We start from the raw sequence: 13,869 nt of genomic DNA on the forward strand, positions 1-13,869 counted from the left end.
ATATTCACTGTGTGAATGTGGAAATCGCTATAAAATAGAAATTTTATACAATGTTATTCATACTAATCACATATGAAAAAATAATAAAATGTTTTGTGACGATAAGTAAGTACTGTAGCAATACGAGAGAGGTGGTTCATACATGGATTGCGGTGAGAACGTTCTCTATTTTAACCATCTCAAATTATGGGTAAGAAAATAGAATAATAAAATGCGATAGTAATAGTTGCTAATACATAGGAGGAGTTAAAGTGAAAAAGACTTTAATTACAGGGTTATTGGTTACAGCAGTATCTACGAGTTGCTTCATTCCTGTAAGCGCTTACGCTAAAGAGGGGCAACCAGAAGTGAAAACAGTATATGCACAAAATGTAATTGTTCCAAATACATTATCCAATTCAATTAGAATGTTAGGATCACAGTCACCACTTATACAAGCATATGGACTAGTAATTTTACAACAGCCAGACATTAAGGTGAATGCGATGAGTAGTTTGACGAATCATCAAAAATTTGCAAAGGCAAATGTAAGAGAGTGGATTGATGAATATAATCCGAAGCTAATCGACTTAAATCAAGAGATGATGAGATATAGTACTAGATTTAATAGTTATTATAGTAAACTCTATGAACTAGCAGGAAACGTAAATGAAAATGAACAGGCAAAAGCAGATTTTACAAATGCATATGGAAAATTACAATTGCAAGTACAAAGCATCCAAGAGAGTATGGAGCAAGATTTATTAGAGCTAAATCGATTTAAAACAGTATTAGACAAAGATAGTAATAACTTATCGATAAAGGCTGATGAAGCAATAAAAACACTACAAGGATCAAGTGGAGATATTGTGAAGTTAAGAGAAGATATTAAAAGAATTCAAGGGGAAATTCAAGCTGAACTAACTACTATATTGAATAGACCTCAAGAAATTATTAAAGGTTCTATTAATATCGGTAAACAAGTATTTACAATTACAAATCAAACTGCACAAACGAAAACGATTGATTTCGTTTCTATCGGTACTTTAAGTAATGAAATTGTAAATGCTGCAGATAGCCAAACGAGAGAAGCAGCTCTTCGCATTCAGCAAAAGCAAAAAGAGCTACTACCACTTATTCAAAAGTTATCACAAATTGAAGCAGAGGCGACACAAATTACATTCGTTGAAGATCAAGTAAGTAGCTTTACAGAACTAATTGATCGTCAAATTACAACATTAGAAACGTTGTTAACGGATTGGAAAGTTTTAAACAATAATATGATCCAAATTCAAAAGAATGTTGAAGAAGGCACATATACAGATAGTAGTTTACTACAAAAACATTTCAACCAAATTAAAAAAGTAAGTGATGAAATGAATAAACAAACGAATCAATTTGAAGATTACGTTACAAACGTTGAAGTACATTAAAAATAAGTAACGATATAGGGAGAGAAGAAAAATGACAAAAAAACCTTATAAAGTAATGGCTCTATCAGCACTTATGGCAGTATTTGCAGCAGGAAACATTATGCCAGCTCATACGTATGCAGCTGAAAGTACAGTGAAACAAGCTCCAGTTCATGCGGTAGCAAAAGCTTATAATGACTATGAGGAATACTCATTAGGACCAGAAGGCCTAAAAGATGCAATGGAAAGAACAGGTTCAAATGCTTTAGTAATGGATCTGTACGCTTTAACAATTATTAAACAAGGTAATGTTAACTTTGGAAATGTATCGTCTGTTGATGCGGCTTTAAAAGGGAAAGTGATTCAGCACCAGGATACAGCTAGAGGAAATGCGAAGCAATGGTTAGATGTACTAAAGCCACAGCTTATTTCAACGAATCAAAATATCATTAATTACAATACGAAATTCCAAAACTATTACGATACTTTAGTTGCTGCGGTAGATGCAAAAGATAAAGCGACTCTTACGAAAGGTTTAACTAGATTATCAAGTAGTATTAATGAAAATAAAGCGCAAGTAGATCAGTTAGTAGATGACTTGAAGAAATTCCGAAATAAAATGACGTCCGATACGCAAAACTTTAAGGGAGACGCAAATCAAATTACATCTATTTTAGCTAGTCAAGATGCAGGAATCCCGCTTCTGCAAAATCAAATTACAACGTACAATGAAGCAATTAGTAAATATAATGCAATTATTATCGGTTCATCAGTTGCGACAGCTCTAGGGCCAATTGCCATTATTGGTGGTGCAGTAGTGATTGCTACAGGTGCAGGAACGCCGTTAGGAGTCGCGTTAATTGCAGGTGGTGCAGCAGCTGTAGGCGGTGGTACAGCTGGTATCGTATTAGCGAAGAAAGAACTTGATAATGCACAAGCTGAAATTCAAAAAATAACAGGACAAGTTACAACTGCTCAATTAGAAGTAGCTGGGTTAACGAACATTAAGACACAAACGGAGTATTTAACAAATACAATTGATACTGCAATTACAGCGTTGCAAAACATTTCAAACCAATGGTACACAATGGGATCAAAATACAATTCTTTACTTCAAAATGTAGATTCAATTAGTCCGAATGACCTTGTTTTCATTAAAGAAGATTTAAACATTGCGAAAGATAGCTGGAAAAACATTAAAGACTATGCAGAAAAGATTTATGCTGAAGATATTAAAGTAGTAGATACGAAAAAAGCTTAATTAAATACAAATCGTTAGAGCGTTACGTATTGATGAAAGATTTGAAGCTCCTGTTCAGTTGTGAGCAGGAGCTTTTTATCCGACTTTAATGGGCGGTAAGACCCCCACCTCAAAATGCAGCGAAAGCAAAGAATTTAGGTGGGGATTGGGCTGCCCCTAAAAGTCCGATTGATTCAACTAATAATCAGTGGGGGATGAAGAAAACCCCCACTGATTAAAGTTTCACTTTATACCCTTATAAAGAAAACAGGTGAAAAGTATGCAGAAACAATTTTATAAAAAATGTCTTTTAACGTTAATGATGGCTGGGGTGGCAACGAGTAATGCATTTCCTTTACATCCTTTTGCAGCAGAACAAAATGTAAAAACATTGCAAGAAAGTGCGAAAAATTATTCGTTAGGGCCAGCTGGATTCCAAGATGTAATGGCGCAAACGACATCGAGCATATTCGCAATGGACTCCTATGCAAAATTAATTCAAAATCAGCAAGAGACTGATTTGAGTAAAATAAGTTCGATTAATAGTGAGTTTAAAGGAAATATGATTCAGCACCAACGAGATGCAAAAATTAACGCGGCGTATTGGTTAGATCATATGAAGCCGCAAATTATGAAAACGGATCAAAATATTATTAATTACAATAACACTTTTCAAGCGTATTATAATAGTATGCTAATTGCGATTGATCAAAAAGATAGCGTAAAGTTAAAAGCGGATTTAGAAACATTGTATGCGGATATTGTAAAGAATCAAAATGAGGTAGATGTATTATTAGGTAATTTGAAAGCCTTTCGCGATAGAATGGCGAAAGATACAAATAGCTTTAAAGCGGATACAAATCAACTAACCTCGATTTTAGCAAGTACGAATGCTGGTATTCCAGCTTTAGAGCAACAAATTAATACATATAACGATTCAATTAAAAAGAGTAATGATATGGTTATCGCTGGTGGTGTACTTTGTGTAGCGTTAATAACATGCCTTGCTGGCGGACCGATGATTGCCGTTGCGAAAAAAGATATTGCAAATGCAGAAAGAGAAATTGCCAATTTAAAGGATAGAATTTCTGGCGCACAAGCAGAGGTCGCAATTTTAACAGATGTAAAAAATAAAACAACAAACATGACTGAAACGATTGATGCAGCAATTACAGCATTGCAAAACATATCAAATCAATGGTATACAGTAGGGGCAAAATATAATAATTTACTACAAAACGTAAAAGGAATTAGTCCGGAAGAATTTACCTTCATAAAAGAAGATTTGAATACAGCGAAAGATAGCTGGAAAGACGTAAAAGATTATACAGAAAAATTACATGAAGGTGTGGCGAAGTAAACAGTGGGCTAGTTCCGCTGTTTATTTTTTTATCCTGTTTTTGTGAGGGTGGACTTGTAACTTGATATATAAATTTCTGATCAAGTCTTTTATATTTAATGTTTTAATGAAAAAAGCTATACTGTAAGCAAAACTGAAAATTGGAAAGGAAATACTAGAACATGGAAAATTATCTATTATTTATCCTTACAGCAATGTTAATCATAATGATGCCTGGTCCTGGTTTTGCACTAGTTACAAAAAATACTATCTCGCATGGTAAGAGTGGTGGGATAAAGACAGTTTTAGGAACGATATCTGGAATGATGATTCATACAATAATGGCTACGTTAGGACTTTCTGCTATTCTAATGAAATTTGCTATGTTATTTACATTTATAAAATGTGCTGGGGCTTTTTATTTAATTTACTTAGCTGTAAAGTCAATTAAAAGTGCCTTACATAAAAAAGAAGATATGTCGGGTCCAATAGAAATGGACTCTAAGAATATTGGGGCAATTAAAAGCTTTAGACAAGGATTTACTACGGCAATTTTAAATCCAAAAACTGCTGTGTTCTTCCTTAGTTTTTTACCTCAATTTATTGTAAGTAATCAAAATCATTTCCTCCAATTTCTTTTATTAGGAGTCACATTTACGACTTTGACAGCAATATGGTATTTGCTTTATATCTCGCTAATACGTCAATTAAGAACTTTTTTAAGAAAAGAACGAGTGAACCGTATAATGGAGGGTATTACGGGCGCAGTATTATTAGTATTTGGGGTTAGATTATTTTTCCAAAAATAAATATGTATATGAAAAGAGAAATAATCAATAGTGGTTATTTCTCTTATTTATTCTAAAACTATACTATTTTACAATTAATTTCACACTTACATACTAATTTGAGTTTTAAAAATGAGTTTCTCAATAATCCGACCTGTTTGCTTAATAAAAAGATTCTACATTATGGGAGCCGAGTCGCCCGTAAACGCCTAATTTGTGAGGGATGATAATCAGTAGGGGAGGGACAAAATCCCCATTGATTAAATTTCATTGTATATACTAAGCGGAGTAGAAGTTCAGGTATATAAAATTCTGTAGTCGAAATTTATTACATAAAGCTGTATAATGCTTGTAACGAAAGGGAAATACAGGAAAGGATTTGTATTGAGTTACTATGGATAAAGATAAACAACAATTAAGCGTTGAGGTTGCAAGATTATATTATCAATCAGATTATAGTCAGCAAGAAATTGCTAACAAACTAAATATTTCAAGACCGACTATCTCTAGATTATTAAAGTACGCGAAAGAAAAAGGATTTGTTCAAATTAGTATAGCTGATCCATTTGCTGATTTAGATAACGTTGGAAATTTACTGAAAGAAAAGTACAATTTGTTAGAGGCGCATGTCGTTTTTTCTCCAGTGCCAGAATACGCAACGATTACAGCGTATATTAGTAAATATGCAGCTGAGTATATGGAAAAGACGGTTAAAAATGGTGATATCGTTGGTGTAAGCTGGGGAATGACGATGTATGAAATCGCTAGAAAAATCGTACCGCAACATGTAAAAGGTGTAGAAGTCGTTCAGTTAAAAGGTGGTATTAGTCATTCGAGTGTAAATACATATGCGAATGAAACAATTGCTTTATTTGCAGATGCTTTTCAAACGACGCCAAGAAATCTACCTCTTCCAGTTATATTTGATAATGCAGTGACAAAGGAATTAGTAGAGCAGGATCGACATATTCATCACATTATCGAAATGGGGAAACAAGCGAATATTGCAATTTTCACTGTAGGGACAGTGCGAGACGAAGCGCTATTATTCCGATTAGGTTATTTCGATAAGGATGAAACAAGTTTACTCAAAAAACAATCGGTCGGTGACATTTGTTCACGTTTCTTTGATGGGGATGGAAATATTAGTAGTGAAGAAATTAATAAGCGGACCATTGGAATTGAGTTAGAGGAACTGAAATTAAAGAAACGTTCTATTTTAGTTGCTGGTGGTAATAGAAAAATAAAAGCAATTGATGGTGCGTTACGTGGCGGATATGCAAATGTATTAATTATCGATCAGCATACAGCAAAAGAATTGTTACATTATGAAAAAGGTTAGAAATAAAAGGCTTTCTCAAGATATTAATTTTGAGAAAGCCTTTTATTTTGTTATGTATGAATTATGGGAGTGCTGTTTGAATACAAATTGCCTTTTTAAAAATAATTATGGATATTGAGATACATACTACCATTGTTAATATAAAAGTTTTGATTTTAAATAGGAAGTGTTTCTTAGTTAGAATGAGCTTTATTTACTATAGGAAAATTCCTTTTTTAAAAAGAATGAACAAAATTTCAAAAGTGTATTTACATTTGTTCAACTAAGAGTTAGAATGAAGTTGTTAAAAGATATGAGGAGTGAAGATAATGAACATTGCAAAGTTAATTGACCATACAATTTTAAAAGCTAATACTACTAAAGAAGATGTTATGAAAGTAATCGAAGAAGCAAAGGAATATAAATTCGCTTCTGTTTGTATTAATCCTACATGGGTAAAGCTAGCTGCTGAGGAATTAGCTGGACATGATGTAGATGTTTGTACTGTAATCGGTTTCCCATTAGGCGCAAGTACTACTGAAACAAAAGCTTTCGAAACAAAAGATGCTATCGCAAAAGGTGCAACTGAAGTTGACATGGTAATCAACGTAGGCGCTTTAAAAGATGGCGACGACGAACTTGTCGAAAAAGACATTTATGAAGTAGTACAAGCAGCAAAAGGAAAAGCTCTTGTAAAAGTAATCATTGAGACTTGCCTATTAACAGATGAAGAGAAAGTACGCGCTTGTGAATTATCAGTAAAAGCTGGTGCTGATTTCGTAAAAACTTCAACTGGATTCTCAACTGGCGGAGCAACTGCTGAAGATATCGCATTAATGCGTAAAACAGTTGGACCAAACGTTGGTGTAAAAGCATCTGGTGGCGTTCGTACACGTGAAGATGCAGAAAAAATGGTAGCTGCTGGAGCTTCTCGCGTTGGAGCAAGTGCTAGTGTTGCAATCGTATTAAATGATGCAAAAGGTGCTACAGATAACTACTAATCATTAATGATGTTAAAAGCAATAGATACACAAAGTAAAGTGTATCTATTGCTTTAACAATTGAAAAAGATGTAAGCGGATACGAATGGGAGGAGACGGCTTATGAAATACTTAATCGGTGTTTTAGGCCTCGTATTGATTTTAGGTATCGCTTGGCTTGCTAGTAATGATAGAAAAAAAGTCAAATATCGCCCAATCATAACGATGGTTATATTACAATTCATTTTGGGGTTTTTATTATTAAATACAAGTGTAGGGAATATATTAATTAGTGGAATAGCAGATGGTTTTGGAGAACTATTAAAATATGCCGCTGACGGTGTGAATTTCGTATTTGGTGGATTAGTAAATCAAAAAGAGTTTTCGTTCTTTTTAAGTGTATTAATGCCAATCGTATTTATATCAGCCTTAATAGGTATTTTGCAGCACATTAAAGTATTACCTATTATTGTGAAATCTATCGGTCTAACATTAAGTAAAGTAAATGGAATGGGGAAACTAGAATCATATAACGCTGTTGCATCTGCGATTTTAGGACAATCTGAAGTATTTATTTCAGTTAAGAAACAATTAGGGTTATTGCCAGAGAAAAGAATGTATACATTATGTGCATCAGCAATGTCTACCGTTTCTATGTCTATCGTTGGGTCATATATGGTGTTATTAAAACCACAATATGTTGTAACCGCTTTAGTGCTTAACTTATTCGGTGGCTTCATCATTGCTTCTATCATTAACCCGTATGAAGTTACTGAGGAAGAAGATATGTTAGAAGTACAAGAGGAAGAGAAAAAGACTTTCTTTGAAGTATTAGGAGAATACATTATAGATGGATTTAAAGTTGCGATTACAGTAGCAGCTATGTTAATTGGTTTCGTTGCTCTTATCGCATTCATTAATGCAGTATTTAAAGGTGTAATCGGTATTTCATTCCAAGAGATTCTTGGTTATGTATTTGCGCCATTTGCATTTATTATGGGTGTACCTTGGCATGAAGCTGTTAATGCCGGAAATATTATGGCAACAAAATTAGTATCAAATGAATTTGTCGCTATGACAGATTTAGCACAAGGGAACTTTAATTTCTCAGATAGAACGACAGCGATTATATCTGTATTCTTAGTTTCATTTGCAAACTTCTCTTCAATTGGAATTATTGCAGGGGCAGTTAAGAGCTTAAATGAAAAGCAAGGGAATGTAGTCGCAAGATTTGGTTTGAAGTTGCTTTTCGGTGCAACATTAGTAAGTTTCTTATCAGCAACAATCGTAGGCTTATTATTTTAATAGATTCATATCTTATAAAAAGGAATGGTGATTGTAATGAGAATGGTAGATATTATTGCGAAAAAACGTGACGGTAAAGAATTAACGACTGAAGAAATCAAATTCTTTATTAATGGATATACAAATGGAAGTATTCCTGATTATCAAGTGAGTGCACTTGCAATGGCAATCTTCTTTAAAGATATGACAGATCGTGAGCGTGCAGATTTAACGATGGCGATGGTGGAGTCTGGAGAAACGATCGACTTATCAGCAATTGAAGGAATTAAAGTAGACAAACATTCAACTGGCGGTGTTGGTGATACAACAACATTAGTATTAGGACCATTAGTAGCTGCTTTAGATGTACCAGTAGCAAAAATGTCTGGTCGTGGTTTAGGACATACAGGCGGAACAATTGATAAATTAGAAGCGGTAGAAGGATTCCACGTTGAAATTACGAAAGAGCAGTTCATTGATATTGTAAACCGTGACAAAGTAGCTGTTATTGGACAAACAGGAAACTTAACACCTGCAGATAAAAAGATTTATGCATTACGCGATGTAACCGGAACGGTTAACTCAATTCCTTTAATCGCAAGTTCAATTATGAGTAAAAAAATTGCAGCTGGTGCTGACGCAATCGTACTTGATGTAAAAACAGGTGCTGGCGCATTCATGAAAACAGAAGAAGATGCAAAAGAATTAGCGCATGCAATGGTACGTATCGGAAATAATGTAGGACGTCAAACTATGGCTGTTATTTCAGATATGTCACAACCACTTGGTTTTGCAATTGGTAACGCTCTAGAAGTGAAAGAAGCGATTGATACGTTAAAAGGTGAAGGTCCAGAAGATTTAACAGAATTAGTACTCGTATTAGGAAGTCAGATGGTCGTACTTGCGAAAAAAGCAAATACATTAGAAGAAGCTCGTGAAATGCTAATTGAAGTGATGAAGAACGGAAAAGCAACTGAGAAGTTTAAAGAGTTCTTAAGCAATCAAGGCGGAGATAGCTCAATTGTAGACAATCCAGAAAAAATGCCACAAGCGAAATATGTAATTGATGTACCTGCTAAAACTTCAGGTGTTATTTCTAACATTGTTGCAGATGAAATCGGTATCGCAGCTATGCTACTTGGTGCTGGCCGTGCAACGAAAGAAGATGAAATTGATTTAGCAGTAGGGTTAATGTTACGTAAAAAAGTGGGCGATGCAGTAAAAGAAGGCGAGCCGTTCGTAACGATTTACGCAAATCGCGAAAATGTAGAAGATGTAAAAGCTAAAATTTATGAGAACATTTCTATTGCTGAAACAGCAGTGGCTCCTAAATTAGTGCATACAGTTATTACTGACTAATCATCATTACACTTACTTTGAGGAGGAAATAATATGGATAAGAAAAAATATATTGAAGAAGCAAATAAAATGTTAGAAAAAGCATATATTCCGTATTCGAAATTTCCTGTTGGTGCAGCGTTAGTTACGAAAGAAGGGAAAATCTATACTGGTTGTAATATAGAAAATGCTTCTTATGGCTTATGTAACTGTGCAGAAAGAACAGCGATCTTTAAAGCAGTATCAGAAGGTGAGCGCGACTTTAGTTACTTAGTTATTACAGGAGAAACGGACGGACCGATTTCACCGTGTGGTGCTTGTAGACAAGTAATTGCTGAATTCTGTGAACCGAAAATGCCTGTATTACTAACGAATGTAAAAGGCGATGAAAAAGAAGTGACTGTTGAGCAATTACTGCCAGGTGCTTTCTCAATAGAAGATTTAAAATAAGTTGAAAAACCATTCCACAAATATAAATTGTGGAATGGTTTTTTTATATTTAAATGTTGAATGTAATATTTTGTTCATATTCCGTTCATAAACTTTGCGTAAAATGATTGCAGCGAATAATAGAAAGTTTACAGCAGGAGGAATAGAATGAAGAAATTATATAATGCAGCATTCAGCTACTTAATTATCGGTTTATTATCAGGAGTTTTTGCAAGAGAGTACTCGAAAGCACAAGGAATTAAAGGATCCACAATGTTGCAATTGGTGCATACACATGTATTAGTGCTCGGTTTCGTATTCTTTTTAATTGCTTTAGCTTTATGTAAAGTGTTTCATGTACAAGAAACAAAGAGTTTTCGTGCGTGGTTTGTTGTTTATAATGTAGGATTACTTTTTACTATTGCTACAATGCTATGGAGAGGTCTTCTGCAAGTAAATGGAACTGACTTTAACGGTTTAAGCCATATGGCTGGATTAGGTCATGTTATTATAAGTATCGGGCTCGTTTGGTTTATGATTTTGCTCAAAAAGTCTGTTAAATAGATAGGAGTGGAAAGTATGATAGCACTTTTATCAAGTATTGTAGCAGTTTGTATGGCTGTTGGAGTAATGTTTCTACGTTTTAAAGCAGCGAAAAAGCCGGTAACGAAAAAGAAAATTATATTGCCGCCAATTTTTATGAGTACTGGCGCAATGATGTACTTCTTACCAGAGTTTCGATTAACATCGTTAGAAATAGTAGAAGCAATTACTGTAGGACTTATTTTCTCTATATTCCTTATTAAAACAACGAAGTTTGAGATAAGAAGTGAACAAATATATATGAAACCGTCAAAAGCATTTATATTTATTTTAGTCGGATTATTAGCTGTACGAGTAGCGTTGAAATCATATTTAAGTCAATCGATTGATTTAGCGGAGTTAAGTGGAATGTTTTTCTTACTTGCATTTGCCATGATTGTGTCGTGGAGAATTGCGATGTATCGTTCGTTTACTAGATTAGAAAAGACAATAAAAAGAGCTGGAATTTCTAAATAGGAAATCCAGCTCTTTTTATGTTTTATTAAAATTCTTTAGCGCGGAACTCATTTGCTTAATTTTAAACGTATTTGAGCATCTTGTAATGCCGCTGGTGTAACGTTATGACCATTTTGATCCACAATTTTTGTGTTTAATAAAATGGAATCTAAGCTTCCACGAAATGTTTGTGTATAGTTTTGACGCAACATTTGTTGTTCTTGTTTTTCATCAACTGTTAATCCAGTAGTTTTTTCTTTTTTTGATAATTCGTTAATACGGAATAAAATGTTTTTCATTTGTTTCACCTCTAGTTAAATTTAATCACATTAGTTACTTACTAATGTATAGTTATTGTAACGTGTAATTTTAATTATGTCAACACCATCAAAAAAAGGTTAAAAATTGACGAAAAATTGTAATAATAATAAAATGAATTGATTAGATCATTAGTTTTTTTATTATACATAGAACGCTAGGGGGATTATTATGAAATCAACATTTTTTGCTCAAAATAGAGAACGATTAGTAAACACATTACCAGAGGAATCTATTACTATTTTATTTGCTGGACAAGCACCTCATATGTCAGCGGATGCACATTATAAATTTGTGCCGAATCGAAACTTTTACTATGTAACAGGGATCGATGAACCAAATGTTATTTTCATGTTGAAGAAAGTTGGAGGTAGTGTAGAGGAAACACTTTTCATTGAAAAGTCAGATCCAGTAATGGAAAAGTGGGTCGGTAAAACAGTTTCTAACGAAGAAGCAGAGAAAATTTCAGGTATAAAGAAAGTTGTATATTTAGATAGCTTTGAAAAGACAATGTCAAATGTACTTTTTACAGAAAATGTGAAGCATCTATATTTAGATTTAGAGTGTCGTGAGTGGAATGGTACGGAGACAAAAACATTAGCATTTGCTAAACATGTAAGAGAACAATATCCACACGTAACAATTGGTAATGTATATCCGAATATTTGTGAATTGCGAGTGTTTAAAACAGAAGAAGAAATTGAAATTATGAAAGAAGCGATTGCTGTAACGAAAGAAGGTATTTACAATGTACTTAAGCATGCAAAAGCAGACATGATGGAGTATGAATTAGAAGCTCAGTTTGATTTCACATTGAAATCATCTGGCATTAAACATCATGCGTTCAATACAATTTTGGCAAGTGGGAAAAATGCTACAGTTCTTCATTATGAAGATAATGATGCGCAAATTCAAAATGGTGATTTAGTATTACTAGATTTAGGTGCTCAAAAAGACTACTATAACGCTGATATTAGTTATACATTCCCGGCAAATGGAACATTCTCTAGTCGCCAAAAACAAATTTATAATATCGTATTAAAAGCATTAAAAGAAACAACAGAGATTATTAAGCCAGGCTTAAAGTTCGCTGCATTAAATGAGCATGCTAAAAAAGTACTCGCAGAAGGGTGTAAAGCGGTTGGTTTAATTCAAGAAGATGAAGAGTTATCAAAATACTATTATCATGGTGTCAGCCATTTCCTTGGCCTAGATACGCATGATGTAGGAACATATAAAGATAGGGTGTTAGAAGAAGGTATGGTTATAACAATTGAACCTGGTCTTTATATTGAAGAAGAATCAATTGGAATTCGTATTGAAGATGATATTCTTGTAACGAAAGATGGACATGAAAACTTGTCAAAAGATATCATTAGAGAAGTGGAAGAGATTGAAGAGTTTATGAGAGAAAATAATGTACATGTAAAAAAAGATGAGGTTGTTACGAAATAATAAGTAGAAAAGGTGCTCAATTTTGAGCGCCTTTTTATTTTGTTCATTTTAAATCTCCATATTTTCTTGAAAATCATCTTCAATTTATAAAGTAAATTATATTATAAATGTCAATGTATATGTTGATCATGCCCGGGTGAAGGCGGGGGAGTATGATCTGGGAATGTCACGAATACGGCAACGATAATTACCACACTAATTGATAGTAATAACAAAAAACGCCTTTGGATAAAGGCAGAAAAAGTTTCTGATAAAAGTTGAATCATACATGACATAGTTATTGTTATCGTAAGTAAAAGGCTAATAAACAGTATACTGTGAGCTTGTTGAGCATTTAACATTTCTGTAATCATTGCTCCCATCATACTTGCCATTAATCCAGAGAACATGCCTTCTAAAGCAGTATATAGGTGAAAACGTAGACCTACTAAAAAACCGATACAACCACTAATCGAAATCGCAAGCAAAGTAGAATAGAGTAATTCTCCTTTAAAAAGAATACCTAAATAAAATCCTATGCTTAAACCGATACTCATACTAAAAGACATGATAAATACCATATACTCCATTAGGGTACCGTTACGTTTAGAAATATATGATGTGATAATAATCGGGATACAACAAAGTGTTAAGGCAGTTAACGTATAAGCAAACATCATGATACCTCCCTGTCTTATCGTTCATTTCATCATATGTTCATATGGAGAGAAATCATGCGTATTTAAATCTGCATATTATCTGCACAATTTAATTAATGTGAGTAAGAAGGCTCCTGATTTTTTGGGACGTCTTTTTAATTATGAGCATGTGAATGTAAGAGTTAAATGAAGAGTTTCTATTGTGAAGCCATAAAGAATAAGCGTATAATATTATAGTTATCCCATTACAGGGAGTAACCCGCGAATGATAAATAAGATTGTTGTTTTATCATCGTCTCTAAACAGATAG

The 13,869-nt window shown here is 33.7% G+C and carries 14 protein-coding genes; 12 read left to right on the plus strand and 2 right to left on the minus strand.

The window, feature by feature from the left end:
- The first annotated feature begins 251 nt into the window (after positions 1-251).
- The 11 genes from nheA (at position 252) to MR083_RS00230 (ending at position 11,169) form a co-directional block, all read left to right on the plus strand.
- Complete coding sequence (gene nheA, locus MR083_RS00180) at positions 252-1,412, plus strand: non-hemolytic enterotoxin NHE subunit A (RefSeq protein ID WP_242268200.1); 1,161 nt, start codon at positions 252-254, stop codon at positions 1,410-1,412.
- 31 nt (positions 1,413-1,443) lie between these two features.
- On the plus strand, positions 1,444-2,652 hold the full coding sequence (gene nheB, locus MR083_RS00185) for a non-hemolytic enterotoxin NHE subunit B (protein WP_042512898.1): 1,209 nt from the start codon (positions 1,444-1,446) through the stop codon (positions 2,650-2,652).
- A 259-nt stretch (positions 2,653-2,911) separates the two neighbouring features.
- Positions 2,912-3,991: a non-hemolytic enterotoxin NHE subunit C gene (gene nheC / locus MR083_RS00190; RefSeq protein WP_242268201.1), complete on the plus strand. Its 1,080-nt coding sequence runs from the start codon at positions 2,912-2,914 to the stop codon at positions 3,989-3,991.
- A 161-nt stretch (positions 3,992-4,152) separates the two neighbouring features.
- Positions 4,153-4,779, plus strand: coding sequence for a LysE family translocator (locus tag MR083_RS00195; RefSeq protein ID WP_000433004.1), 627 nt, complete (start codon positions 4,153-4,155; stop codon positions 4,777-4,779).
- Between the two features lie 373 nt (positions 4,780-5,152).
- Positions 5,153-6,100 (plus strand): sugar-binding transcriptional regulator, encoded by a 948-nt coding sequence (locus tag MR083_RS00200; RefSeq protein WP_046646893.1) that lies wholly within the window; start codon positions 5,153-5,155, stop codon positions 6,098-6,100.
- 308 nt (positions 6,101-6,408) lie between these two features.
- Complete coding sequence (gene deoC, locus MR083_RS00205) at positions 6,409-7,080, plus strand: deoxyribose-phosphate aldolase (protein ID WP_001017443.1); 672 nt, start codon at positions 6,409-6,411, stop codon at positions 7,078-7,080.
- Between the two features lie 102 nt (positions 7,081-7,182).
- Entirely contained in the window at positions 7,183-8,364 is a 1,182-nt protein-coding gene (locus MR083_RS00210; protein WP_242268202.1) for a NupC/NupG family nucleoside CNT transporter, read from the plus strand.
- A gap of 36 nt (positions 8,365-8,400) precedes the next feature.
- Positions 8,401-9,702, plus strand: coding sequence for a pyrimidine-nucleoside phosphorylase (locus MR083_RS00215; RefSeq protein WP_242268204.1), 1,302 nt, complete (start codon positions 8,401-8,403; stop codon positions 9,700-9,702).
- Positions 9,703-9,735: 33 nt separating this feature from the next.
- Positions 9,736-10,131, plus strand: coding sequence for a cytidine deaminase (locus tag MR083_RS00220; RefSeq protein ID WP_000358526.1), 396 nt, complete (start codon positions 9,736-9,738; stop codon positions 10,129-10,131).
- Between the two features lie 147 nt (positions 10,132-10,278).
- Positions 10,279-10,674 (plus strand): DUF2871 domain-containing protein, encoded by a 396-nt coding sequence (locus MR083_RS00225; RefSeq protein WP_000737882.1) that lies wholly within the window; start codon positions 10,279-10,281, stop codon positions 10,672-10,674.
- A gap of 15 nt (positions 10,675-10,689) precedes the next feature.
- A complete protein-coding gene (locus tag MR083_RS00230) occupies positions 10,690-11,169 on the plus strand; it encodes a CcdC family protein (RefSeq protein ID WP_000561063.1) in 480 nt (159 codons plus the stop codon).
- A 47-nt stretch (positions 11,170-11,216) separates the two neighbouring features.
- On the opposite strand, the gene MR083_RS00235 is transcribed toward MR083_RS00230, so the two are convergent.
- A complete protein-coding gene (locus MR083_RS00235) occupies positions 11,217-11,447 on the minus strand; it encodes a DUF896 domain-containing protein (protein ID WP_242268206.1) in 231 nt (76 codons plus the stop codon).
- A gap of 190 nt (positions 11,448-11,637) precedes the next feature.
- Here MR083_RS00235 and MR083_RS00240 point away from each other — a divergent pair, with 190 nt between their 5' ends.
- Positions 11,638-12,921 (plus strand): aminopeptidase P family protein, encoded by a 1,284-nt coding sequence (locus tag MR083_RS00240; RefSeq protein WP_242268208.1) that lies wholly within the window; start codon positions 11,638-11,640, stop codon positions 12,919-12,921.
- A gap of 110 nt (positions 12,922-13,031) precedes the next feature.
- Here MR083_RS00240 and MR083_RS00245 read toward each other — a convergent pair whose 3' ends face one another.
- Positions 13,032-13,577, minus strand: coding sequence for a hypothetical protein (locus MR083_RS00245; protein WP_242268210.1), 546 nt, complete (start codon positions 13,575-13,577; stop codon positions 13,032-13,034).
- Positions 13,578-13,869: the final 292 nt, after the last annotated feature.

Source organism: Bacillus cereus group sp. BfR-BA-01408, from assembly GCF_022663305.1.
Taxonomy (GTDB): Bacteria; Bacillota; Bacilli; order Bacillales; family Bacillaceae_G; genus Bacillus_A; species Bacillus_A pacificus.